This is a genomic window from Streptomyces sp. MUSC 14 (genome assembly GCF_001866675.1).
Classification (GTDB): domain Bacteria; phylum Actinomycetota; class Actinomycetes; order Streptomycetales; family Streptomycetaceae; genus Streptomyces.
The window spans coordinates 95,086-120,378 of sequence record NZ_MLYN01000024.1 but is presented as its reverse complement, the minus strand read 5'-3'; the positions used below and the strand labels follow the sequence as shown (position 1 = coordinate 120,378).

Sequence of the window (25,293 nt, the reverse complement as noted above, 5' to 3'; positions counted from 1 at the left end):
ACACGCGCCTGCCGCCCCGCCTGACCCGCTCCCGCCCAGGGGCCGCGCCGGGCCTGAGGGGGAAGCTGCGCGTGCGGCGATGTACCGCGGCGCGGTCCGTCATTCGGGGGTCGCTTGCTGTGTTGCTCCACTGGACCAACTTAGGTCTGTTTATGTGCCGAATCGGCCATCAGACACGCCGGTGAGCAGAGCTTGGCCGGGCGTTCGACGCTCCCGCGAGCCGGTCGGCGGGGACGCCGTAAACTGGTGGATCGCGCCCACTCATCGCCCACTCATCCACGGGAAGTCGCAACGTGTCGCTCACGATCGGAATCGTCGGCCTGCCCAATGTCGGCAAGTCGACCCTGTTCAACGCCCTGACCAAGAACGACGTGCTCGCGGCCAACTACCCGTTCGCCACGATCGAGCCGAACGTCGGCGTGGTCGGCGTCCCCGACGCCCGCCTGGCCCAGCTGGCCTCGATCTTCGGCTCGGAGCGCATCCTCCCGGCCACGGTCGACTTCGTCGACATCGCCGGCATCGTGCGCGGCGCCTCCGAGGGCGAGGGCCTCGGCAACAAGTTCCTCGCGAACATCCGCGAGTCCGACGCGATCTGCCAGGTCATCCGCGCCTTCAAGGACGAGAACGTCGTCCACGTCGACGGCAAGGTCTCGCCGAAGGACGACATCGAGACGATCAACACCGAGCTGATCCTCGCCGACCTCCAGACGATCGAGAAGGTCCTCCCGCGCCTCCAGAAGGAGTCGCGGATCAAGAAGGACGTGGCCCCCAAGGTCAAGGCGGTCGAGGAGGCCAAGGAGATCCTTGAGAAGGGCGACACCCTCTTCTCCCAGGGCATCCTCCAGGGCACCGAGCGCGCGGAGCTGCTCCACGACCTGCACCTGCTGACGACCAAGCCGTTCCTCTACGTCTTCAACGTCGACGAGGACGAGCTGACGGACGACGCCTTCAAGGACGAGCAGCGCGCCCTGGTCGCCCCCGCCGAGGCGATCTTCCTCAACGCCAAGCTGGAGGCGGACCTCGCCGAGCTGGACGAGGAAGAGGCGCTGGAACTGCTGGAGTCCGTCGGCCAGCACGAGCCCGGCCTCGCCACCCTCGCCCGCGTCGGCTTCGACACCCTCGGCCTGCAGACCTACCTCACGGCCGGCCCCAAGGAGTCCCGCGCCTGGACGATCAAGAAGGGCGCCACGGCCCCCGAGGCGGCCGGCGTGATCCACACCGACTTCCAGAAGGGCTTCATCAAGGCCGAGGTCATCTCCTTCGCCGACCTGCTCGCCACGGGCTCGGTCGCCGACGCCCGCGCCAAGGGCAAGGCACGGATGGAGGGCAAGGAGTATGTGATGCAGGACGGGGACGTGGTGGAGTTCCGGTTCAACGTCTGACCGGACGAAGTGAGCCCACGTCGCTGAGGCGGCAGACATACGGGGAAGAAAGGGCCGGGCCGCTGAGGGCCCGGCCCCTTCGTCGATTGTGCGGCGTCCGCTGCGGACGGCTTTCCGGGGTGGGCCGCCCGACGGAACTCCGCGCTACGGGTGACGAGTTCGCGGAGTTCGCCGACGAGTCCGGGCGTGGACAGGGCGACCCGGCGGGTCTCCCAGGAGGCGCCTGGTCGCTCTCTAGGTCCACGCCGGCGGATACGGTGTCGGGTCCGTCACCCAGCCCGCCACCAGTACCAGCCGGGACTCGCGGTCGGCGGCGAGGAAGGCGAAGGGGCGGTCGAGGACGGTGCGGACGACCGTGGACTCGTAGCGGGGCTGGGGCGGTGCGCCGCCCGGTGCCGCCATGACCGCCGTCACCGCCGCCGACCGGAAGCCCAGTGGGCCGAACTGTGCCAGCGCCGACTGGCGGGCCTGGCCGATGGCGAGCGGGTGGGGGCTGATGCCGGGGAAGTGGCCGTGGTTCGCGTCCGACGCCGTCGTCAGGCCGAACAGCGGGGCCAGGGACAGCAGATCGTGATCGGCGCGCACTTCGTAGGCCACCGTCCGCACGTCCAGCGAGGGCGGTTCGGGACTGACGGTCGGCTGCTGTTCCACGTGCAGGCCCGGTCCCACGTGCCCGTGCGGCAGCGTGCCGCCCGGCGTGAGCGGCAGGGCCCGCTCCACGATCTCCACCCCGGCCGTGAGCACCTGACCCGGGGTCATCCGCTCCTCGCCGAGCACCAGGTGGACGTCGATGCCGTTGTCGCCGGGCACCGTCAGCGCCGTCACGAAGCCGTCCGGGGTGCCCGTCACACCCACCCGGTCCGGGCGTGGGCCGCGCCGGTGCAGCCCGCGCAGGGTACGGCCCTGCCAGGGGCCCGTGTCCGGCCGGAGCGGCTGTTCGTCGAAGGGCTGGCGCCAGGTCGTACGCAGCGCGAGCGCGCCGGCCAGCACCATCCGCGCGTCCCGGGTCAGGGTCACCGGCATGCGCTCGACCAGCCCGCCGGTCCGCTCGGACGCCCATCTGTCCAGCCGCTCCTGCGCGGTGACCAGGTCGTCGCCGAACGCCCCGTACGTCCCCGCCGGCAGCCCGGTCCGCCACTCCTCGCGCAGGGGCAGCCCCTGGTGCGCCCACAGGCCGAGCGCCGCGTCCAGGCCGGACACCGAGGCGAGTGCGGCCAGCAACTCCCGTGCCGCGCCCGCCGCCTGGCCGGCCGGCACCCCCAGCGCCTCGGCCAGTTCCGCGCGGGCGGGGCCCGCGGCGCCGTCGGCCAGGAACGCGAGCAGGGGCCAGACGCCCGTCGCCGAGAACGCCGTGCCGTCCTGCGCGGCCGACGCCCATCGCCGGGTGAGCCGGTTCACCGCCCGGACCGCCTCCGCGCTCGCCCGACTCCCCGTCAGGGTCGTTCCTGCCGTGGTCATTACCGCCCCCCACCCGTTCTGTGACTGTTCCCGCCCGGAAGCACCGTATCGGTACCGGCGTCCCGGTCCCGCGCCCCCGTGGGGCGACGAGCGGGCCGGGCGGAGGTGTGAGCGCGCCTATACGGGGGAGAAAGTGCCTGGGTAAAGCCCTTCCCCGCCTCATGTCATCACATCGAGTGATTCTCTGGCCTTTGCTTGCACGGCACAACCCACGGTTGCCACGCTGTTGCTGTCTGTACAGCCTGATAGGAGCGGCCAGTGACTTTCGGTGAGCAGCCGGCGTACCTGCGTGTCGCGGGTGATCTCCGCAAGAAGATCGTCGACGGTTCGCTGCCGCCCCACACCCGTCTCCCCTCCCAGGCCCGCATCCGCGAGGAGTACGGCGTCTCGGACACGGTGGCGCTGGAGGCCCGCAAGGTGCTGATGGCCGAGGGGCTGGTCGAGGGCCGCTCCGGCTCGGGGACGTATGTGCGCGAGCGGCCGGTGCCGCGCCGGGTGGCCCGCTCCGGATACCGCCCGACGGGCGGTGCCACGCCCTTCCGGCAGGAGCAGGCCGACGCCTCCGTGCGCGGCACCTGGGAGTCCAGCAGCGAGCAGGCACCGGCCGGGGCCGCCATCGCCGAGCGGCTCGCGATCCAGGCCGGGGACCGGGTGATGCGCACCAGGTATCTGTTCCGGGACGCCGGAGAGCCCATGATGCTCTCCACCTCCTGGGAGCCCCTCGCCCTCACCGGCCGTACCCCGGTGATGCTGCCCGAGGAGGGGCCGCTCGGCGGGATGGGCGTGGCCGAGCGGATGCGGGCCATCGACGTCATCGTGGACAACGTGACCGAGGAGGTCGGGGCCCGCCCCGGTCTCGCCGAGGAGTTGCATGTGCTGGGCGGGGTCCCCGGCCATGTGGTCCTCGTCATCCAGCGCACGTACTACGCCTCCGGCCGCCCGGTGGAGACCGCCGACGTGGTGATCCCGGCGGATCGGTACCGGGTGGCGTACCACCTGCCGGTGAGATGACCGGCGCGGCCGTTCAATGGTTGCCGGTGGGCGCGGGTGCGCGGCCGTCGGCGGGCGGGTGCGCGCGCCCCTCGGAGTGAGGTAGCGCACACCCTCGGCGCTCCATGTGCATGTCCACCCGGTCGCGCGCCCGCCTCCCGGCCTCGGTGTGCCACCGCGATCCGGCCGTTTTCCCAGGTGGTCACCGGTCACTCGGATATGCCTGCGACGCGCGACGGTGGCGTTCGCGACGGCGCATTCGTACGCGTGCGCCCCTGGTGTTCTGGCTGGTTGCGTACCTCTTTGTGAAAAGGCGTATTCGCTGAGTAAAGGTTGGGCGTACGCTCGGGCATATGCGGATTGCGGTTTCCTTAGGCGGGGCCCGGCGGGGGTCCGAGGCGGGATGGGGGTGCCCCCGCGCGAGCGCCGCCGAGAGTGGGGGAGGGTGCGGCCATGCGACACGGAGTGTCGGGGGCGGTGGGAGCCATGAATGAGGGGACGGTCTCCCTGCCCTGGATCGTGATACGGCAGGACGACAACGGCAATCGCTACCGCGTGGGCCGGTACGCGACCCGGGCCGAGGCCCAGAAGATCGCCGACAGCCTCGACGACCGGGGCCACAAACAGGTCTACTGGGTCGAGCGCATCGGGCAGAACGGGGACGGCACGCGCAACTGACCCTCGGCGGCCTCCCGTAGGCTCCGCTGCATGACGCCCAGCACGCCCATGACACCCCGCGCGGACCGGATCGTGGTGGTGGGGGCCGCCCTGTTCGACGGAGGCCGGCTGCTCGCGGCGCGCCGCAGCGCGCCCGCCGATCTGGCCGGACGGTGGGAACTGCCCGGCGGCAAGGTCGAGGCGGGCGAGCGCCCCGAGGACGCCCTGGCACGCGAGTTGCGCGAGGAGCTCGGCATCGACGCCGAGCCGGTCGAGCGTGTGCCGGGGGAATGGCCGCTCAGGGCGCCGTACGTCCTGTGGGTGTGGACCGCCCGCCTGGGCCCCGGCTCACCCGCGCCCCGGCCCCTCCAGGACCACGACGAACTGCGTTGGCTGACGCCGGACGAGACCTGGGACGTCGCCTGGCTGGACCAGGACGTCCCGGCGGTCCGGGAGGCGGTGGCCCGATCGGGAGCGGGACTGCCTGGACGTGCGGTCGCCTCTCGGGGTGCGAGCAACTCCCTGAGACCCGCGAGTGACCCACAGGGATCGCAAGGTCCCGCGAGCAGCCCACAAGAACCGGCGAGCGATCCGCAAGCTCCCGCAGCCGCACGGCAACCGCGCGGCCCGGGCTCCTAGGCGGACGGCTCCTCGCGCGGAGCGCCGCGTACGCCGTTCGTGCCACTGTGCGCCCCGTTGCACGGTACTGCCCACCGGATATCGGGTATGTGCCCATTAACCCCACGAAACCGGACATGGGTGAAGCTCGCTGGCCTGGGAAGTGATCGGCGTGATCGACACCGATGGTGACTGCGCCGAGTGGACTTTTCCCGCGGAGCCGGGAGCCGTACGCACCGCGCGTGCCGTGGTCCGCGGCCAGTTGCACGGCTGGCATCTCGACTGCGTCGCCGACCTGACCGCGCTGCTGGTCAGTGAGCTGGTCACCAACTCGCTGCGGCACGCCACCGGCCCCATCGGCGTACGGCTCGTGCGACCCGCCGGGCTCGACGGGGCCGGGACGCTGCTGGTGGAGGTCTCCGACCCGCTGCCGGACCCGCCGCGCGAGCGCGTCGCCCGGCCCGAGGACGAGGGCGGGCGCGGCCTGCAACTGGTCGCCGGTTCCTCGCGCCGCTGGGGCACCCGGCCCGGCGTGAGCGGAAAGACCGTCTGGTTCGAACTCGTGCTGCCGCAGTGACGTACCCGGGGGCAGTAGTGCTGAACGGACGGGACCGGAGCGACGTATCGGCGGGGCCGGGGTGATGGGGGGGCACACGAGGGGCACAGGGGTGTACGGACGGCGACGGACCGTCCCGCGTGCGCCCCGGGCACACGACCCGTCACCGACTGCGTGATTCGAGGGCGTGTTCCCTGGTTAGAAGAGTGGAAGTGTTGTCACGGACTGGTCCGAAAAACACCTGGACCATGCTGTGATCGTGAACACCGTGTCGTGCGGCGCCGTAGTGCTGGATACTGCGGGCAGCCGCCCCCGGTGACCGGTGCCGGGCGCGGTGAGCTGGAGGGGACGGTTCGCGTGAGCGAGATACCAGCGAAGGCCACGGAGTCCGAGGACCCGTCGGACGGCGCGAGGAACCAGGCCGCGGTGGCTGCCGTACACGGCGACGCGCGGCGCGAAGCGGTACCCGGCGACGCCATGTGGCAGAGCAGCCCGCCCGGTTCGATCTACGACTACATCCGGGTCGCGTCCTTCTCCATCGGTCCCGGCGGACTGGTCGACCAGTGGAGCCTGCGCGCCGAGCAGCTCTTCGGCATCCCCGCCCGACGCGCCGTCGGCATGGACCCCATAGAGGCCTTCGTCGATCCCGACCTGCGCGAGCACGGCCAGCGCAAGATGGCCGAGATCCTCGACGGGCGGGAGTGGACCGGGGTCGTGCCCTTCCGGATGCCGGACGCGCCCGACGGCGCGCGCGGCGAGGAGGGGCTGGCCGAGGTCTACGTCATGCCCACCCGGACCGCCGAGGGCGAGAAGGCCGCCGTGTGCATCGTCGTCGACGTCCGCACGCTGCGCAGCATCGAGACCGACCTCGCCGCGTCCCAGGCGATTTTCGGCCAGTCCCCGTTCGGGTTCCTCCTGATCGACACCGATCTGAGGGTCCGACGGGCCAACGAGCGATTCGCCTCCATCTTCGGCGGTGCCCCGGACGACCACCGGGGCAAGGGCGTGCACGACTACCTGCCGCGGGGCGAGGCCGAGCGGGTTTCGGCCACCCTGCGCCGGGTGCTGGAGACCGGCCAGTCCATCACCGACATGCATGTCACCGGGCACGTGCCGAACTCGGCGGAGCGCCGGCACTGGTCGGTCAACCTCTACCGGGTGCACGGCGGCAGCGGCCGGCCCATCGGCATCGCCTGGCTCGGCACCGACATCACCGCCCGCCGGGCCGCCGCCCGCGAGGCCGCCGCGGCCCGGCGCAACCTCGCCCTGCTCAACGAGGCCGGGGCCCGCATAGGGAATTCGCTGGACCTGGAGACCACCGCGCGTGAACTCCTCGACGTCGTCGTCCCCGGCTTCTGCGACCTCGCCACCGTCGACCTCTACCAGGGGCTGCTGACCGGCGACGAGACCCCGCCCGGCCGGGCCGACGGCAGCGCGGAACTGCGCCGCGTCGCCTACGCCAGCGCCGTCTCCGGCGCACCCCTCGGCATCACCGGCAAGCGGGTCGCGGTCGGTGCCGTCCACCACTTCCCGTTCGCCTCGCCGTGCGCCGACGCCCTGCGCACCGCCCGGCCGCAGCACGTGCCCGCCGAGGACGGCGGCCTCGTGCAGTCAACGCTGGCCGTGCCGATGGTGGCCCACGACACCGTCGTAGGCCTCGCGCAGTTCGCCCGGACGAAGGGCAGCGAGCCGTTCGGTGACCGCGACCGGGACCTGGCGGTGGAGCTGGCGGCGCGCGCGGCGGTCTGCATCGACAACGCGCGGCTGTACCGCAGGGAGCACGAGCGGGCGCTGATCCTGCAACGGTCCCTGCTCCCACCCGGCGACCCCGAGGCCTCCGGGCTGGACATCGCCTGCCGCTACCTGCCCGGCAACGCGGCGACCGAGGTGGGCGGCGACTGGTTCGACGTGATCGAACTGCCCGGCCACCGTACGGCGTTGGTGGTCGGCGACGTGATGGGACGCGGTCTGCGCGCGGCCGTGGCCATGGGTGAACTCCGCACGGCGGTACGGACCCTGGCGCTGCTGGACCTCGAACCCGCCGAGGTGCTCTCGGCGCTGGACGAGATCGCGCGGGGCCTCGGCACACCGGGGGGCGTCCAGCAGGCCGGCCGCACGGCCCGCCAGCCGCGCGACGCCGACCTGTCCGAGGTGTACCTCGCGACCTGCGTGTACGCGGTGTACGACTCGGTCACCAGACGCTGTACCTTCGCCAACGCCGGCCATCTGCCGCCGGTGCTGGTCGAGCCCGGCGAGAGCGCGCTCATGCTGGACGTGCCGCCCGGCATGCCGCTGGGCGTGGGCGGCGAGCCGTTCGAGGAGGTCGAGGTCGAACTCCCGGAGGGCGCCCTTCTCGCCCTCTACACGGACGGCCTGGTCGAGTCCCGCGATCATCCGCTGGACGAAGGACTCCAGGCGTTCGTGGGCGCGCTCAGCGATCCCGCCCCGCAGCTGGAGGACGTCTGCGACCACGTCCTCAACACCCTCGACACGCATCACGGCGAGGACGACATCGCGCTGTTGATGGCACGGGTGCAGGGGCTGCCGGCCGAGTCGGTCGGCGACTGGACGCTGCCGCGCGAGCCGAAGAGCGTGGGCCGGGCCCGGGAGTTCGCCCGGGGGCAGCTGCAGAGCTGGGACCTGGAGGCGCTGGTCGACACGACGGAACTGCTCGTCAGCGAGCTGGTCACCAACGCGCTGCGGTACGGCGAGGGCGAGATAAGGCTGCGGCTGCTGCTGGACCGGACGCTGGTGTGCGAGGTCTGGGACTCGGGGCTGGTCCAGCCCCGGCGCCGGCGGGCCCGGGACACGGACGAGGGGGGCCGGGGCCTGCAGCTGGTGGGGCTGCTCAGCGCGGCCTGGGGCTCCCGCCGGACCCCGCGGGGCAAGACGGTGTGGTTCGAACTGCCGCTGCCCGGCGCCGAAACAGGCCTGACGGACCCGGCGGGGGCCCTCCTGAGCCTCTTCTGACCGGCTCCCGTCGACAGGCGACACGCCGACTCCGGTTCGCCGTCACGACGGAGCCAGCCGGCGGCGGCCCCTGGTCTCCGGGCCACCGTAGCTCGCCGGCGGGCCTCCGTCCTCCTCCTCCGCGAGGAGGAGACCGCCCAGGACCGCGCCCGGCACGCCGGGGGCGGCCGTGGAGACGGCGGTGTACGGGGTGCCGTGGGAGCGGACGTCCTGTTCGGCCCGGTCCCGGGAATCCCGGGCCGCCCGGTCGGCCCCCGCAACGTCTCCCGCGGACAGGTCGCGCACCGCCTCCGCCAACCGCACCCGGGCCTCCGCGCCCACCGCGCCCCGGTGCACCCCTATGAACTCCTCCGCCCCGGCCACCGAGCCGCGCGCCACCAGCAGCGCCGCCACGGACAGCACGCCCGCGTGGCCGTTCTCCAGACGTTCCACCGCCCGCGTCATCCGGTACAGGGCGTCCAGCGGGTCGTACGGGCCCGACGTCATCTCGTCGCGCACGGTGGCCAGCACGGTGTCCGCGTGCGTCAGCCGGGCGTGCAGCTCGCCGTACGGCAGGGGTTTGCGCGCGCCCCCGCGCCGGGCCGCCGCCAGTTCCGCCTCCGCGCCGGTCAGCGCGGCCGGCAGCAGACCGGCCGCCGCCCGCAGCTGCCCGGCCACCCGGTCCACCCCGGATATCAGCACCTCGGCCTGCGCCACCGCGCCCTCGGCGGCGCGCAGCCGGCGGGCGGCCAGGTCGCCGTCGTCGCGGTCGGCGGCCTGCCGGGCCTCGTTGAGCTGCGAGGTGGCGAACACGAGCCTGTCCTTGGCCTGTTCGACGTACCCGGTGACCGGCTCGACGGCAGACCGTGCACAGCGCTCGCGCAGCGCGGCCAGCGTCTCCTGCGCGGTCACCGTCCGCCCCGCCAGTTCCCGGAAGCGCCCCTCGGCAACCTCCAGCGCCTCGGCCAGCCCCGGCCCCTCCAGCCCCCGCAGCAGGTCCAGCTCCGCCGCCTCGGAATCCAGCCGGCGCCCGACCTCCGCGCACCGGCCGATCACCCCGACCAACGCCTGCCGCCGGGCCGCCGGGTCCCGCGGCACCCCCTGCTCGTAGCGCCGCCAGATCGCGCACGCGGCCGACAGTTCGGTCTCGGCGGCCCGCAGGGCGTGGGCGAAGACCTCGGTGTCCGGCCGTGCGAACCGCTGCCGGACGAAGGAGAGTTCCTCCCGGCTCGTACGGACACAGTCGTCGGCCGTCACCAGCGCGGTGCGGGCCTGGCGGTCGAAGTCCGCCGCGGTGGGGGCGGCCGGTGCCGCCGGGACGACCCCCGGCGTCGTGCGGGTACGGGCGCGGCGGGTACGGCGCAGACAGCCGTAACCGGCCAGCACCACGGCCGCGCCCCCGGCGACGAGGGGCAGCACGAGGTCCGCCGTGGACGTACCGTCCTGCTGGGCCGCGGCGGCGCTCGCGACCGTCCCGCCGGCCGTCGCGGGAACCGGATCCTGCGTCGCCACCGTCATCACCGGCAACACCAGCCACCCGACCCCGGCCGCGGCGCCCAGCACGGCGTGCGCCAGCCGCACCGGTATGTGCGCCTTGGCGCGCCGGGGCCGGCCCCGGATGAGGGAGGACGTCACATTTCGGAGCGTATGGGCAGGTAGGCGCCTTCGCGAGCGGGGCGGATACGGGCGGGGGACAAGGGGAGAGGGGGCCGAAAATGGACGACAACGGCACAGGGCAGCGAGACCTGACCTCCTCCGCGGAGGCCGGTGGCAGCCGGAGGAAGAGGCTCCGCCGGCGCGTCCTGCGCTGGGCCCTCGCCGGCCTCGCCGTCCTGCTCGTCCCCCTCCTCACCGACGAGACGGCCCTGCGCGTCAACGACACCGGCACCCCGCGACCCGGCACCACCACCCGCGGCCAGGACGCCATCTGGCTGGGCCACGCCTGGGTCGACGGCCGCAAGAACGACGGCGACGTGCGCGCACTCGCCCGGCGGCTGAAGGACACCGGCATCCGCGACCTGTACGTCCACTCCGGCCCGCTGGAACACGACGGCACACTGCCCGACTCGGCTTATCCCGAGGCCCGCCTGCTGGTCTCGGCCGTGCACCGGGAACTGCCCGGGGTCCGGGTGCAGGCCTGGCTCGGCGACGAGCTGGCCACCGAGAGCCCCGACGGGCTGCACCTGGAGCGCGCCGCCACCCGCGCCGCGATCCTCGCCTCCGCCCGCCGCGTCCTCGCCGCCGGCTACGACGGTGTGCATGTCGACCTGGAGCCGCTGCACTCCGGCGACCGCCACTACCTCTCCCTCCTGGACGGCCTGCACACCCTCACCCGTGCCCGGCACGCGCTGCTGTCCGTCGCCGCCCACCAGATCGACCCGCTGCCCGCGTTCCACTCCCTCTGGGGCACGACCACCGGCCACCCCAAGTGGTGGTCGCAGGCCTACTTCGGGCAGGTGGCGCGGCGCGTGGACCAGATCGCCGTGATGTCGTACGACACCATGCAGCCGTTGCAGAGCCTGTACGGCGGTTACGTGGCCCAGCAGACGAGCCTCGCCCTGGAGGTGACCCCCGAGACCACCGACCTCCTCATGGGCCTGCCCTTCTACCACGAGAACCGTTTCGGCCACTGGGCCCACGCGGAGACCGTCCCGGCCGCCGTGCGCGGGGTCCGGCTCGGTCTGTCCCGCACCGACGCCGACCGGGTCCGCTTCGGCGTCGCGCTGTACGTGGACTTCGCGGCGACGGAGGCCGACTGGCGCGCCTACCGGGAAAACTGGGTGCGGTGAGCCCTCCCGCCCCGGAAGACTCCCGGCGGTGACCGAGACCCGACACCCCCGGACCGTCGCCGACCTCGCGCCCCTCGCCCGCGCCGCCCTCGGCCCGCACCGCACGCTCCGCGCCGTCACCCGGCTGCGCGGCGGCTCCAAGAAGGGCGTCTACCGGCTCGGCCTCGACGACGGCGGCACCGCGATCGCCTACGTCTGGGCACCGGACGAGGACTACTGGAGCCCTGCCGCCGCCGATCCCCGCGACCCCTTCTCGCACGCCTCCGGGCTCGACCTGTTCACGGCCTCCCACGACCGTCTCACCGCCGCCGGTGTCCGCACCCCGCGCCTGCTCCACGTGGACCCCGTGGCGGGCGCGGCCGTGGTCGAGGACCTGGGCGGCAGCGGCAGCCTGGAGGAGGCGCTGCACCGGGATCCGGACGCCGCCCTCCCGGCCCTGAACCGGCTCGCCGACACCCTGCGCACACTGCACGGCGCCCGCTGCACCGCCTACGGCAAGGTGGCCGTGATCGACAACGGCGGTACGGCCCACGGGGATTCCTGTGCCGGGCTGGTCACCGACCGCGCCCTGGCCGACATCGCCCGGACCGCCGTACGCGAGCCGCGGATCGCCGCGGCCCGGGAGCGGCTGGAGGACGCCGTGCGCGCCCTGGCCGCGCAGGTCCGTCCGCGCGCCGCCCATGTCCTGGTGCACGGCGAACTCGGCCCGGACCACGTCCTGTTGGACGACCACGGCAGCCCCGTCCTGATCGACATCGAAGGGCTGATGTACTTCGACGCCGAGTGGGAGCACGTCTTCCTGCGGCTGCGCTTCGGGCCGCACTACGACGTCCTGCGCGCCGACGGCCTGGACGAGGACCGGCTGCGGCTGTACCGGCTGGCACTGCACCTCGACCTCGTCGCCGGCCCCCTGCGACTGCTCGACGGGGACTTCCCCTTGACGGAATCCATGCGCGCCATCGCCGAGTTCAACCTGGCGGAGGCCCTGGCGCTGGTGGGAGCATGATCGACATGCACGTGTTCCTGGCGGTGGCGGCCGGGGTGGCCGTGGCGTTCATGGGTGTGGCCGGTGTCGCGGCCGTCGTCGCGGAGTGGGTGCCCCCGGTGGCCCGGCGCAGGGTGCTGCGGCCACGGCTGTGGGGGTACGGGGCGCTGGCGACCGCCGTCGGGCTGGGCCTGTTCCTGTTCCTCGGGCCGCTCGCCGACGCGGGGCCGGCAGGTTTCGCGGGCCTCGGGTGGTGTCTGTGGATGGGTGGGATGGCCGTCCAGCACCTCGCCCAGCGCCCCGGCCGCGGCGCTACGGCGTCCGCCTCCTGATCTTCGAGCCCAGCCACACCAGCGGGTCGTACTTGCGGTCGACCACGCGTTCCTTCATCGGGATCAGGGCGTTGTCCGTGATGTGGATGCCCTCGGGGCAGACCTCCGTGCAGCACTTGGTGATGTTGCAGTAGCCGAGGCCGTGTTCGTCCTGGGCGGTGCGGCCCCGGTCGAGGCCCGTCTCGGCGGCCTCGTCCAGCGGGTGCATGTCCAGCTCGGCGATCCGCATCAGGAAGCGCGGGCCCGCGAACGCCGGCTTGTTCTCCTCGTGGTCGCGCACCACATGGCAGGTGTTCTGGCACAGGAAGCACTCGATGCACTTGCGGAACTCCTGCGAGCGGTCCACGTCCTCCTGCATCATCCGGTACTCGCCGGGGCCCACCCCGGCGGGCGGTACGAACGCGGGGACCTCCCTGGCCTTCTGGTAGTTGAAGCCGACGTCCGTCACCAGGTCGCGGATCACCGGGAAGGCGCGCATCGGGGTCACGGTGATCGTCTCGTCGCGGGAGAACACCGACATGCGCGTCATGCACATCAGCCGGGGCCGGCCGTTGATCTCCGCCGAGCACGAACCGCACTTGCCCGCCTTGCAGTTCCAGCGCACGGCCAGGTCGGGCGCCTGGGTGGCCTGGAGGCGGTGGATGATGTCGAGGACCACCTCGCCGTCGTTCACCTCGACGGTGAAGTCCCGAAGGCCTCCGCCCTCGATGTCACCCCGCCACACCTTGAAGCGGGCCTCGTAGCTGCTCACTCGTACAGCTCCTCTTCGGCGAGGTACTTGACCAGCTCCTCCTTCTCGAAGAGGGCGAGCAGGTCCGGGCGGATGGGTTCGGTGGTCTCGCGGGTGAGGCGGATCTGCCCGCGGGCGGGGTCGGTGGCCGCGAGGCCGCCGGTGGGATCGGCGAGGGCGCACAGCAGGTTCGCGTTGCGCCACCGGCGGTCCATCGTGGGGTGGTCCTCGCGGGTGTGGCCGCCGCGCGACTCGGTGCGCTCCAGCGCCGCGCGGGCCACGCACTCGCTGACCAGCAGCATGTTCCTGAGGTCCAGGGCGAGATGCCAGCCCGGGTTGAACTGGCGGTGGCCCTCCACCCCGGCGCGGCGGGCGCGCAGGCGCAGCTCGGCGAGCTTCTCCAGGGCCTCGCTCATCTCGCCCTCGCGGCGGATGATGCCGACCAGGTCGTTCATGGTCTGCTGGAGTTCCTGGTGCAGGGTGTACGGGTTCTCCGGCGGGCCCGCCGCGCCCGTCCGGTCCGCGCCCGCCTCCGCCTCCGCCGAGAAGGGCCGCAGCGCCTCGGCGGACGCCGCGTCGGCCTGGGCGTCGTCGACGGCCGGCCGGTCGCCCGCGTGCCGCGCGGCGTGCTCGGCCGCGTGCCAGCCGGCCCGGCGGCCGAACACCAGCAGGTCGGACAGCGAGTTGCCGCCGAGCCGGTTGGAGCCGTGCATGCCGCCCGCCACCTCACCGGCCGCGAACAGCCCCGGCACCCCGCGCGCCGCCGCCGTGTCGGAGTCGACGGCGATGCCGCCCATCACGTAGTGGCAGGTCGGGCCGACCTCCATCGCCTCCGCCGTGATGTCGACGTCCGCCAGCTCCTTGAACTGGTGGTACATCGAGGGCAGTCGGCGCCGGATGACCTCGGCGGGCATGCGCGTGGAGACGTCCAGGAAGACCCCGCCGTGCGGCGAGCCCCGGCCCGCCTTCACCTCGGAGTTGATCGCGCGGGCGACCTCGTCGCGGGGGAGCAGCTCAGGGGGGCGGCGGTTGTGCTCCGGATCCTCGTACCACCGGTCGCCCTCCTCCTCCGACTCGGCGTACTTCTCCTTGAAGACGTCCGGAACGTAGTCGAACATGAACCGCTTGCCCTCGGAGTTCCTGAGCACCCCGCCGTCGCCGCGCACCGACTCGGTGACGAGGATGCCCTTCACCGACGGCGGCCAGACCATGCCGGTCGGGTGGAACTGCACGAACTCCATGTTCAGCAGGGGCGCGCCCGCCAGCAGGGCCAGCGCGTGCCCGTCGCCCGTGTACTCCCACGAGTTCGACGTCACCTTGAACGACTTGCCGATCCCGCCGGTCGCGACCACGACGGCGGGAGCCTCCAGGACGAAGAAGCGGCCGCTCTCGCGCTCGTAGGCGAAGACACCGGACACCCGTGAACCGTCTTTCAGGACCCTCGTGACCGTGCACTCCTGGAAGACCTTCAGCCGGGACTCGTAGTCCCCGGTCTCCCTGAAGTCCTGCTGCTGGAGGGCGACGATCTTCTGCTGGAGCGTGCGGATCAGCTCCAGGCCCGTACGGTCGCCGACGTGGGCGAGGCGCGGGTACTCGTGGCCGCCGAAGTTGCGCTGCGAGATCCTGCCGTCCTTCGTGCGGTCGAACAGCGCGCCCCAGGTCTCCAGCTCCCACACCCGGTCCGGGGCCTCCCGCGCGTGCAGCTCGGCCATCCGCCACTGGTTCAGGAACTTGCCGCCGCGCATCGTGTCGCGGAAGTGGACCTGCCAGGTGTCGTGCTCGTTGGCGTTGGCCATCGCCGCCGCGATGCCGCCCTCGGCCATCACCGTGTGCGCCTTGCCGAACAGCGACTTGCAGATCACCGCCGTACGGGCGCCCCGCTCGCGTGCCTCGATCGCGGCCCGCAGCCCGGCGCCGCCGGCACCGACCACGACGACGTCCCACTCCTGCCGGTCCACCACGGACATCAGTCGGCTCACCTGTTCCTAGAAGAAGCGCGGGTCGGCGAAGACCCCGGACGCGACGAGATAGACGTAGAAGTCGGCGAGCCACACGCTGAACAGTGACGCCCACGCCAGCTGCATGTGCCGGGCGTTGAGCCGGCCGACGAACTGCCACGCCTTGTAGCGCACGGGGTGTTGGGAGAAGTGCCTGAGCTTGCCGCCCACGATGTGCCGGCACGAGTGGCAGGAGACGGTGTACGCCCAGATCAGCACGATGTTGACCAGGAAGACCAGGGTGCCGAGGCCCATGTGGCCCCACCGGTAGTGCGTGTCGCGGAACGACAGCACGGTGTCGTAGGTCAGCACGCCTGCGACCAGCAGGGCGGCGTAGAAGAAGTACCGGTGGACGTTCTGGAGGATCAGCGGGAAGCGGCTCTCGCCGGTGTACTTCGCGTGCGGCTCGGCGACGGCGCAGGCGGGCGGGGACGCCCAGAAGCTGCGGTAGTACGCCTTGCGGTAGTAGTAGCAGGTCAGCCGGAAGCCGAGCGGGAAGATCAGGATGATGATGGCGGGGGAGATGCCCCACCAGCTCCCGAAGAGGTCGGCGTTCGGGCCGGCGTGCATGGTCTTGCAGTTCTGTGCCAGGCAGGGCGAGTAGAACGGCGAGACGTACGGCGCCGCGTAGTAGTCCGCGCCTGCGAAGGCCCGCCACGTCGAGTAGACGACGAAGGCGAGCAGACCGGCCGCGGTGACGGCGGGGGCCAGCCACCAGCGGTCGGTCCGCAGATGCGGGGCGGCGATCGCGGCGCGCGTACGGGTCCGTACGCCGCCGCTGTTCTGTTGGGGTTCCGTACCAGTGGCCAAGGGATGACTCCGGTCGGTTCAGGTCGGTTCAGGGGGCGTGGCGGTCGCGGGCCCCCAGCCCCTCGTCGTCCGTATCGATCCACAGGGAGCGGTCGTACGGCGTGTCGGAGATGGTGACGAGGTCGGGCCGGCGGGGCGCGGTGCCGTTGTCGGCCGCGTCGCGCAGCAGCCCGAGGCTTTCGCGCAGATGGTCGGCGTCCATCCGGACCCGGCGCATCTCCAGGCCGTTGCTGCCGAGCTGGTGCTCCAGGCGCCCCAGCGAGCGGTTCAGTTCGTCGAGGGAGCGCTGGACCGAGGCGATGTCGTCGTGCACGGACATGGTGTGCCCTCACTTCCGCGGGTCCGGCGGGCCCTGGGCGGCAACGTTCATGCGCCTTGGAGTGTTGCGCGTCACACGTGCCGATGTGAAGGCATGTGCAGCGATTGGCGGAGGCGTACGGATGCATCAGCGGTGGTGTTGCGCCACACGGGTGAGGTCACTACCCGTCATCGCCGTGTCGCCCTCGGTTGCCGGATCCTTTCCTCTTCAGTGGGCCGCATAGATCTGATCAGCTCCATATACCGCCAAACGTGATCATAACGCCCGCGGCTTCCCGGAGGTAGCAGAGATGTCTCACGACGTGCGGCAGCGACAGCGCCCCGAAGGGGCGCGGGGAACTGCGCGCTCAGCCACGACGGTGCCGCGGCCGGCCAAGTGCACTTCGCGGCACTTCATGCGCTCGGTCGCCTTCCTGGCGGCCGGCGCCCTCGTGCCGTTCCTCGCGGGCTGCGGCTCCGACGTCGACGAGGCCGGCAAGCCGCTCGCCGGGCTGGACATCGCCCCGGCCGCCCGGGACCAGGTCGCCGACGGCGGGACGCTGAAGTGGGCCGTCGACGCCGTCCCGGAGACCCTGAACACCTTCCAGGCCGACGCCGACGCCGGCACCACCCGGATCGCCCAGGCCGTCCTGCCGTCGATGTTCCGCCTCGACGCCGAGGGGCGGCCGGTGCCCGACTCCGCCTACCTGGAATCGGCCAAGGTCATCGAGACCGAGCCGCGCCAGGTGGTGCTGTACAAGCTGAACCAGCAGGCCGTCTGGAGCGACGGCCGGGAGATCGGCGCCGCCGACTTCGTCGCCCAGTGGCACGCCCTGTCCGGCAAGGACAGCTCGTACTGGACGGCCCGCAACGCCGGTTACGACCGCATCGAGAAGATCGAGCGCGGCGCCAGTGACCTCCAGGTCCGGGTCACCTTCGCGCGTCCCTACGCCGACTGGAAGTCGCTGTTCTCGCCGCTGTACCCGAAGCAGGTCATGGGCAGCCCGGACGCCTTCAACGACGGCGCCCGGCGCAAGCTCCAGGTCACCGCCGGACCCTTCCGGGTCGACAAGGTCGACACCGCCGCGAAGGACGTCGTCCTCACCCGTAACCCCCGCTGGTGGGGCAGGCCGGCCAAGCTGACCCAGATCGAGCTGCACGCCGTACCCCGCGACAAGCGGGCCGCCGCGCTCGCCGACGGCAGCCTGGACGTCGCCGACATCGACCCCGCCGAGGCCCAGCTGATCGGGCTCGCCGCCCAGGGTGCCGGAAGCCCGCTCCAGGGCTCCGGCAGGACCTCCGTGAAGAAGCTGCGCTCCTGGGCGCGGGCGCACGGCTTCGGCCCCGACAAGGCCAGGGCCGACGAGAACGAGCTGCGCAAGGACGTCGGCGCGTACCTGGACGAGCAGCAGGCGCTGCGCGCCTTCGACGTCCGCAAGTCGCTGGAGCCCACCTACACCCAGCTCGCCCTCAACGGCTCCGAGGGCCCCCTCGCCGACGAGCGGGTCCGCCGGGCGATCGCCCGCGCCCTAGACCGCAAGGAACTGGCCAAGCTGGTGCTCACCCCGCTGGGCCTGCCCGCGGTCCCGGTCGGCAGCCACCTCGCCCTGTCCGGGCAGAGCGACTACGCCGACAGCAGCGGCGCCCTCGGGCAGGCGGACACCAAGGAGGCCGCGGCGCTGCTCGCCGACGCCGGCTGGGTGGCGGGCGGCCCGGTCAAGGAGCAGAAGAAGGGCAAGAAGGCGGCCGGCCCCGAGAGCGACAAGGCCGGCAGGCAGAAGCCGTCGGACGGCGGCAAGGACGGGCAGTACGTCGTCGGCGAGGACGACAACAAGAGCGGCGGCCGGGGCGACGGCGGCGACCGGCACCTCGCGCAGGAGGGCAGGCAGGGGGGAGTGCCCGGCGCGTACGCCCCCAAGGGCACGGCGGCCCCGGCCGGTGTCCCGGCCGGGCCGCTCGCCAAGGACGGCAAGGCGCTCGCGCTGCGCTTCGTGCTCCCCTCCGGGCCCGGCTCCGAGACGCTGCACGCGGTCGCCGAGCGGATCTCCGCGATGCTGGACCGGGTCGGCATCCGCACGACGATCAGCAAGGTCCCGGACGAGAGCTACTTCAAGGACCACATCGCCTCCGGCGACTACGACCTCGCGCTGTACTCGTGGCCGTCGTCCGCGTACCCGGCGACCGACGCCCGCCCGATCTACGCCAAGCCTGTGCCCGCCGCCGACGGCTCGGTGAACGTCGAGCAGAACTACACACGGGTCGGCACGGACCAGGTGGACCAGCTCTTCGACCAGGCCGCGGCGACCCTGGACGAGGGCGAGGCGCGGGACCTGATCAGGAAGGCCGACTCCAGGATCTGGGCCGCTGCCGGATCGATTCCGCTGTACCAGCGGCCGCAGCTGGTGGGGACGCGGAAGAACCTCGTCAACGTCGGCGCGTTCGGATTCCAGACGCCCGTCTACGAGGACATGGGCTATCTGAAGAAGGGTGCGAAGATCTCCCCCAGCCCCACGAAGTGACCGCCGCCCGGCCTCCGCGGTGATGATCACACGGCCCTGAGGAGGCCGACCGGCTCGGGGCCACGTACCATGGGGTGAGGCCGTGGCGTGTCAAGCCCGGCAAGGCCCGCGTAACGCAGACGTACGCGCAGGCTTTCCTCACCATCCGGGAGTACGGCAACTTATGACGGCGTCTTCTACGCGTCACGACATCCGCAACGTCGCCATCGTCGCCCACGTCGACCACGGCAAGACCACCATCGTCGACGGCATGCTGAAGCAGGCCGGCGCGTTCGCCGCCCACCAGCTCGACCAGGTCGACGACCGGGTGATGGACTCGAACGACCTGGAGCGTGAGAAGGGCATCACGATCCTCGCCAAGAACACGGCGGTGAAGTACCACCCCAAGGACGGCGGGGAGCCCATCACGATCAACATCATCGACACCCCCGGCCACGCCGACTTCGGCGGCGAGGTCGAGCGCGGTCTGTCGATGGTCGACGGCGTCGTGCTGCTCGTGGACGCCTCCGAGGGCCCGCTGCCGCAGACCCGCTTCGTGCTGCGCAAGGCGCTCCAGCAGCGCCTGCCCGTCATCCTGTGCATCAACAAGACGGACCGCCCGGACTCCCGGATCGACGAGGTCGTCAACGAGACCTACGACCTGTTCCTGGACCTGGACGCGGACGAGGACCAGATCGAGTTCCCGATCGTCTACGCCTGCGGCCGTGACGGCGTCGCCTCGCTGACCAAGCCGGCCGACGGCACGGTCCCGGCCGACAGCGACAGCCTGGAGCCTTTCTTCTCCACGATCCTGGAGCACATCCCGGCCCCGACGTACGACGAGGACGCGCCGCTCCAGGCCCACGTCACCAACCTCGACGCCGACAACTTCCTCGGCCGTATCGCGCTGCTCCGCGTCGAGCAGGGCGAGCTGCGCAAGGGCCAGACGGTCGCCTGGATCAAGCGCGACGGCACCATCAGCAACGTGCGCATCTCCGAGCTGATGATGACCGAGGCGCTCACTCGCAAGCCCGCCGAGGTGGCCGGCCCGGGTGACATCTGCGCGGTCGCCGGTATCCCGGACATCATGATCGGCGAGACCCTGGCCGACACCGAGAACCCGATCCCGCTGCCGCTGATCACGGTCGACGAGCCCGCGATCTCCATGGTCATCGGTACGAACACCTCGCCGCTGGTCGGCCGGGGCGGCACCGGCAAGGGCGCCGACGCGAAGTCGGCCGTGAAGGACCGCAAGGTCACCGCCCGCCAGGTCAAGGACCGCCTGGACCGCGAGCTGATCGGTAACGTCTCGCTGCGCGTCCTGGAGACCGACCGGCCGGACGCCTGGGAGGTCCAGGGCCGTGGTGAGCTGGCGCTCGCCATCCTGGTCGAGCAGATGCGCCGCGAGGGCTTCGAGCTGACCATCGGCAAGCCCCAGGTCGTCACCAAGGACGTCGACGGCAAGGTCTACGAGCCGGTCGAGCGCATGACGATCGACGTGCCCGAGGAGCACATGGGCGCGGTCACGCAGCTCATGGGCGTCCGCAAGGGCCGCATGGACAACATGTCCAACCACGGCTCCGGCTGGGTGCGCATGGAGTTCGTCGTGCCGTCCCGCGGTCTGATCGGTTTCCGGACCGAGTTCCTGACCCAGACCCGCGGCACGGGCATCGGCCACTCCATCCACGAGGGCCACGAGCCCTGGTTCGGCACGCTCCAGACCCGTAACAACGGCTCGCTGGTCGCCGACCGCTCCGGCGCCGTCACCGCGTTCGCGATGACGAACCTCCAGGAGCGCGGCGTGCTCTTCACCGAGCCGGGCACCGAGGTGTACGAGGGCATGATCGTCGGCGAGAACTCCCGCTCCGACGACATGGACGTCAACATCACCAAGGAGAAGAAGCTCACCAACATGCGGTCCTCGACGGCCGACGTGGCCGAGTCGATCGTGCCGCCGCGCAAGCTGTCGCTGGAGCAGTCGCTGGAGTTCTGCCGTGACGACGAGTGCGTCGAGGTGACTCCGGAGGCCGTTCGCATCCGCAAGGTGAACCTGGACGCCCGCGAGCGCGCCCGCGCCGCGAGCCGCGCCAAGCACGGCTGATCCACCGGTAGTTGAGCCCGGGTGCCCCGAGGGTGGGGTGCCCGGGCTCTGTGCTGCCCGTGACTGAATTGAGATCTACGGGCAGTGGTCGGTAGTCGGGCCATGGCAGATAGTTAGCCGCGAAACCCCCTCCTGTTGGTGCATGCCTGGATCACTCACACCTTGAAACGGATAAACCGTGGCAAGTACTGTCGAGACAGAAGCCGATGCCGTCAAGCTAGAGGGCCGGTCGCCCGGCCGCCTGATGTGGCTGCGCTTCAAGCGCGACCGCACGGGCGTCATCTCGGCCTACGTCGTGGGCTGCTTCTTCCTGATCGGCCTGCTCGCGCCGCTGATCTCCAAGGTGTACGGCAAGAATCCGTACACGGTGTACGCGGACGAGCGCCCGGACCTCTTCGACAGCGCCGGTGTGCCGGTGAAGCCCAACGGCGGTATCAGCGCCGACTTCTGGTTCGGACTCGAACCCGGCAACGGCTACGACGTCTTCACCAAGCTGGTCTACGGCATCCGCACCTCGCTGATGATCTCGGTGGCCGTCACCGTCGCGGTCGTCGTGACCGCCATCCTGCTCGGCGTCACGGCCGGCTATCTCGGCGGCCGGACCGACTACGTCCTCGGCCGGGTCATCGACTTCCTGCTCGCCTTCCCGGCCCAGCTGTTCTTCATCGCGAGCATGCCGGTCGTCGTCTCCCTGTTCGTCAGCCCCCGTGACCAGACCCCCACCTACGTCCGGGTGATCGCCCTGATCCTCGTGCAGTGGTTCCTGGGCTGGATGGGCCTCGGCCGCATCCTGCGCGGCACCGCACTCGCCCTGCGCGAACGGGAGTTCATCGAGGCGGCCAAGGTCAGCGGCGCCTCGCCGTGGCGGATCATCCGCAAGGAGATCCTGCCGAACATCGTGACCCCGCTGCTGGTGCAGGCGACCTATCTGCTGCCCAACTTCGTGACCGCCGAGGCCGGTCTGTCCTTCCTCGGCGTGGGCATCGTCGAACCGACGCCGGACTGGGGGCAGATGTTCTCCAAGGCGTCCACCCAACTGGTGATGGAGAACGACATCACCTACATGTTCTTCCCCGGCATCTCGATGATCATCTTCGTCGTCGCGTTCAACCTGCTCGGGGACTCGGTCAGAGACGCCTTCGACCCCAAGACCGCGCGCTGACCCCCGTACCGCAACTCCCGTACCGCACTCCCGGCACCGCAATCCGACGGAAACGTCAGTTTCACAGATGGGTGGGATCCTCGTGATGAGTAGGGGCGGACGCCACGCATACGGCGCACTCTGCGTGCTCGCGGCCGGAGCACTCGTGCTCACCGGTTGCAGCAAGGGCGGCAGCGACACCGGCACGAACGACAAGAAGGACCAGCAGAACGCCAAGAGCCAGCAGGCGCCCATCAAGTTCGGGGACGCCGCAGACTCCACCGGCCCCGCGGCCCCGGTACCCGGCGCCAAGTCCGGCGGTGCCATGGAGGTGCTCGCCCGCGACAGCTACGCCCACCTCGACCCGGCCCAGATCTACGTCCAGGACCAGATGGCGATGGCACAGCTGATCCACAGAGGCCTCACCGGCTACAAGGCGACCAGCGACGACGGCCACCAGCACGAGGTGGTCGGCGACCTCGCCACCGACTCCGGCACCACCACCGACGGCGGCAAGACCTGGAAGTACACGCTCAAGGACGGCATCAAGTTCGAGGACGGCACCCCGATCACCTCCGCGGACGTCCGCCAGACCGTCGAGCGCCTCTTCGCGCCCTTCATCACCCAGGGCCCGAGCTACCTCCAGCAGTGGCTCGCGAACACCTCGGGCACCGGCTACCGCAAGCTGCTCCCCGACGGTCCCTACAAGGGCAAGCACCTGCCGGACAGCGTCCTGTCCACGCCCGACGCGAAGACCATCGTCTTCCACTTCGCCAAGCCGCACCCGGACCTGCCGTACACCCTCGCGATGGCCGGCTACGCCGTCGTCTCCGCCAAGGGCGACACCCAGCAGAAGTACGACAAGAACCCGGTCACCACCGGACCGTACAAGATCCAGTCGTTCCAGTCCGGCAAGTCGATGGTGCTGGTCAAGAACCCGAACTGGGACCCGAAGACGGACCCGATCCGGCACCAGTACGTGGACCGGTTCAACATCACCTTCAACCAGCAGTACGAGACCTCCACCAAGGCGCTGCTCGCCGACAGCGGGCCCGACCGGACCGGCGTCAGCTTCAGCAACCAGGTCGACGCGGGCAACCTCTCCCGGGTGCTCGGGGACCCGAAGCTCAAGTCCCGCACGGTCGCCGGCTACCAGCCCTACGTCGGCCAGATGAACATCAACATGAGCAAGCCCGAGATGAAGGACATCCGGGTCCGCGAGGCCATCGCCTACGCCCTGCCGATCTCGCCGTTCGTGCGGGCCTACGGCGGCACCGACGCCATGGAGGTCGCGGGCGGCATCATCTCCCCGACCGTCTCCGGCTACGACCCCGCCTTCGACCCCTTCGGCAAGAAGAAGAACCCCGGCGGCGACCCGGCGAAGGCGAGGAAGCTGCTCCAGGAGGCCGGCAAGCTCAACATGAAGCTGACCTTCGGCTACATCAACACCAACGAGGGCCAGCAGTACTCCACCGCCATGGCCGCGGGCCTGAGCAAGGCCGGATTCAACGTGCAGCGCCAGGAGATCCCGTCCGAGACCTACTACGACCAGGTCTCCAAGCTGAACAACAACTACGACATCTTCCACAGCGCGTGGGGTGCCGACTGGCCGTCCGCCTCCACGGTGATCCCGCCCTCCTTCGACGGCCGGCAGATCGCCGACGGCGCGGCGAACTACTCGCAGGTCAACGACGCGCACGTGAACAGCGAGATCGACCGCATCAGCGCGATCACCGACCCGGTCAAGGCCGCGGCCGAGTGGGAGAAGCTCGACAAGTACCTGCTGACCAAGGTGGTCAACGTCGTCCCGACGGGCTACTACAAGCAGGTCCAGATCGCCGGCTCGGGCGTCGGCGGGTTCGTCTACGACGACGTGATCGGCGGCGTCGACCCGCGCCGACTCTTCATCAAGTAACCGTCCCCGTACGGCACTCGGCGCGCCCCGGTCAGGGTGCGCGCCGGGAGCCGGCCCGGCCGTCGACGTCTGAGAGCTGCCTGTCATGCTGCGCTTCCTCGTGCGCCGGATCATCGGTGCCGTCGTCATCCTGTTCCTGCTGAGCATCGTCGCGTTCCTGCTCTTCTTCGGGGTGCCCCGGGACCCGGCACTCCTGATGTGCGGCAAGACCTGCAACCCGGACAGCATCGCGAACATCCACCATGTGCTCGGCCTCGACAAGCCCATCACCGAGCAGTACTGGATCTTCCTGCACAACCTCGTCCTGGGCAGCAGCCAGTTCGCCCAGGGCCCGTGCCCCGCCCCCTGCTTCGGCTACTCGTACCACACCGACGAGCAGGTCTGGGGCACGCTGATGGACCGCCTGCCCACCACCGTCTCGCTCACCCTGGGCGCGGCCGTGTGCTTCCTGCTCGTCGGCCTCGGCACCGGACTGCTCGCCGCCTGGCGGCGCGGCACGCTGGTCGACAAGACGGCCACCGCCGGCGCCATGGTCGTCAGCTCGCTCCAGATCTACTTCCTCGGCCCGCTGGCGCTCGCGGTCCTCGTCTACCAGACCCACTGGTTCGACAAACCCGCCTACACCCCGATCACCCAGAACCCGGTCAGCTGGTTCGGCGGCCTGGTCATCCCCTGGGTGGTGCTGTCCACGATCTTCGCGGCGCAGTACACCCGCATGGCCCGGTCCTCGATGATCGAACAGCTCCAGGAGGAACACGTCCGCACCGCCCGCGCCAAGGGCATGTCCCGGGCGTACGTCTTCTTCCGCTACGCCTGGCGCGGCTCGCTCATCCCGATCGTCACCATCTTCGGCATCGACCTCGGCTCGCTGTTCGGCGGCGCCATCATCACCGAGTACACCTTCGGCCTGCCGGGCCTCGGCAACCTCGCCGTGCAGGCCGTCAACTTCAGCGACCTGCCGCTGCTGCTCGGCGTGATGCTCTTCTCGGCCAGCATGATCCTGCTCTTCAACATCATCGTCGACGCCGCGTACGCCTTCATCGACCCGCGCGTGCGGCTGTCCTGAGGCCGAAGGAGAAGCAGACGTC

General features: G+C 71.2%; 19 protein-coding genes and 1 pseudogene. 14 read left to right on the top strand and 6 right to left on the bottom strand.

The features are described 5' to 3' along the window. The first annotated feature begins 293 nt into the window (after nt 1-293). The gene (gene ychF / locus BIV25_RS16065; protein ID WP_071373007.1) at nt 294-1,382 is read left to right on the top strand and encodes a redox-regulated ATPase YchF; all 1,089 of its coding nucleotides are present in this window, start codon (nt 294-296) and stop codon (nt 1,380-1,382) included. A 234-nt stretch (nt 1,383-1,616) separates the two neighbouring features. Here ychF and BIV25_RS16060 read toward each other — a convergent pair whose 3' ends face one another. Then, nucleotides 1,617-2,840, bottom strand: a complete 1,224-nt coding sequence (locus BIV25_RS16060; protein WP_071373006.1) for a serpin family protein — start codon at nt 2,838-2,840, stop codon at nt 1,617-1,619. 258 nt (nt 2,841-3,098) lie between these two features. On the opposite strand from BIV25_RS16060, the gene BIV25_RS16055 reads away from it, so the two are divergent. The 5 genes and pseudogenes from BIV25_RS16055 to BIV25_RS16035 all read left to right on the top strand — a co-directional run bounded on the left by BIV25_RS16055 (nt 3,099) and on the right by BIV25_RS16035 (nt 8,631). Next, nucleotides 3,099-3,851, top strand: coding sequence for a GntR family transcriptional regulator (locus BIV25_RS16055; RefSeq protein ID WP_071373005.1), 753 nt, complete (start codon nt 3,099-3,101; stop codon nt 3,849-3,851). Between the two features lie 465 nt (nt 3,852-4,316). Then, a complete protein-coding gene (locus BIV25_RS16050; protein WP_071373004.1) occupies nt 4,317-4,508 on the top strand; it encodes an SPOR domain-containing protein in 192 nt (63 codons plus the stop codon). Between the two features lie 30 nt (nt 4,509-4,538). After that, nucleotides 4,539-4,967, top strand: a pseudogene (locus BIV25_RS16045) ((deoxy)nucleoside triphosphate pyrophosphohydrolase); the annotation flags it as partial. A 301-nt stretch (nt 4,968-5,268) separates the two neighbouring features. Further along, nucleotides 5,269-5,682: an ATP-binding protein gene (locus BIV25_RS16040; protein WP_177235299.1), complete on the top strand. Its 414-nt coding sequence runs from the start codon at nt 5,269-5,271 to the stop codon at nt 5,680-5,682. 336 nt (nt 5,683-6,018) lie between these two features. Continuing rightward, nucleotides 6,019-8,631, top strand: coding sequence for a SpoIIE family protein phosphatase (locus BIV25_RS16035; protein ID WP_071373002.1), 2,613 nt, complete (start codon nt 6,019-6,021; stop codon nt 8,629-8,631). 42 nt (nt 8,632-8,673) lie between these two features. Here the strand turns inward: BIV25_RS16035 and BIV25_RS16030 are convergent, their stop codons facing one another. Further along, nucleotides 8,674-10,245, bottom strand: coding sequence for a hypothetical protein (locus tag BIV25_RS16030; RefSeq protein WP_071373001.1), 1,572 nt, complete (start codon nt 10,243-10,245; stop codon nt 8,674-8,676). 80 nt (nt 10,246-10,325) lie between these two features. On the opposite strand from BIV25_RS16030, the gene BIV25_RS16025 reads away from it, so the two are divergent. From BIV25_RS16025 to BIV25_RS16015, 3 genes are read left to right on the top strand one after another with little or no spacing between them, the layout of a single operon-like run. Next, the gene (locus BIV25_RS16025; RefSeq protein ID WP_071373000.1) at nt 10,326-11,399 is read left to right on the top strand and encodes a hypothetical protein; all 1,074 of its coding nucleotides are present in this window, start codon (nt 10,326-10,328) and stop codon (nt 11,397-11,399) included. A 28-nt stretch (nt 11,400-11,427) separates the two neighbouring features. Next, the gene (locus tag BIV25_RS16020; RefSeq protein WP_071372999.1) at nt 11,428-12,405 is read left to right on the top strand and encodes a phosphotransferase; all 978 of its coding nucleotides are present in this window, start codon (nt 11,428-11,430) and stop codon (nt 12,403-12,405) included. Further along, complete coding sequence (locus BIV25_RS16015; RefSeq protein ID WP_071372998.1) at nt 12,402-12,716, top strand: hypothetical protein; 315 nt, start codon at nt 12,402-12,404, stop codon at nt 12,714-12,716. The genes BIV25_RS16020 and BIV25_RS16015 overlap by 4 nt, the downstream gene beginning before the upstream one ends. Here the strand turns inward: BIV25_RS16015 and BIV25_RS16010 are convergent. From BIV25_RS16010 to BIV25_RS15995, 4 genes are read right to left on the bottom strand one after another with little or no spacing between them, the layout of a single operon-like run. Beyond that, entirely contained in the window at nt 12,697-13,467 is a 771-nt protein-coding gene (locus tag BIV25_RS16010) for a succinate dehydrogenase/fumarate reductase iron-sulfur subunit (RefSeq protein ID WP_071372997.1), read from the bottom strand. The genes BIV25_RS16015 and BIV25_RS16010 overlap by 20 nt on opposite strands. Then, a complete protein-coding gene (locus BIV25_RS16005) occupies nt 13,464-15,413 on the bottom strand; it encodes a fumarate reductase/succinate dehydrogenase flavoprotein subunit (protein WP_071372996.1) in 1,950 nt (649 codons plus the stop codon). Before BIV25_RS16005 ends, BIV25_RS16010 begins: the two co-directional genes overlap by 4 nt. 18 nt (nt 15,414-15,431) lie before the next feature. Then, a complete protein-coding gene (locus BIV25_RS16000; RefSeq protein ID WP_071372995.1) occupies nt 15,432-16,253 on the bottom strand; it encodes a hypothetical protein in 822 nt (273 codons plus the stop codon). A 28-nt stretch (nt 16,254-16,281) separates the two neighbouring features. Further along, entirely contained in the window at nt 16,282-16,572 is a 291-nt protein-coding gene (locus BIV25_RS15995) for a hypothetical protein (protein WP_071372994.1), read from the bottom strand. A 394-nt stretch (nt 16,573-16,966) separates the two neighbouring features. Here BIV25_RS15995 and BIV25_RS15990 point away from each other — a divergent pair, with 394 nt between their 5' ends. The 5 genes from BIV25_RS15990 (at nt 16,967) to BIV25_RS15970 (ending at nt 25,271) form a co-directional block, all read left to right on the top strand. Further along, nucleotides 16,967-19,069, top strand: coding sequence for an ABC transporter family substrate-binding protein (locus BIV25_RS15990; RefSeq protein ID WP_256255843.1), 2,103 nt, complete (start codon nt 16,967-16,969; stop codon nt 19,067-19,069). 163 nt (nt 19,070-19,232) lie between these two features. Then, complete coding sequence (gene typA, locus BIV25_RS15985) at nt 19,233-21,149, top strand: translational GTPase TypA (protein ID WP_071372992.1); 1,917 nt, start codon at nt 19,233-19,235, stop codon at nt 21,147-21,149. Between the two features lie 178 nt (nt 21,150-21,327). Further along, on the top strand, nt 21,328-22,311 hold the full coding sequence (locus BIV25_RS15980; RefSeq protein WP_071372991.1) for an ABC transporter permease: 984 nt from the start codon (nt 21,328-21,330) through the stop codon (nt 22,309-22,311). Between the two features lie 85 nt (nt 22,312-22,396). Next, nucleotides 22,397-24,205 (top strand): ABC transporter substrate-binding protein, encoded by a 1,809-nt coding sequence (locus tag BIV25_RS15975; RefSeq protein ID WP_071373054.1) that lies wholly within the window; start codon nt 22,397-22,399, stop codon nt 24,203-24,205. Between the two features lie 85 nt (nt 24,206-24,290). Next, nucleotides 24,291-25,271: an ABC transporter permease gene (locus BIV25_RS15970; RefSeq protein WP_071372990.1), complete on the top strand. Its 981-nt coding sequence runs from the start codon at nt 24,291-24,293 to the stop codon at nt 25,269-25,271. Nucleotides 25,272-25,293 lie beyond the last annotated feature (22 nt).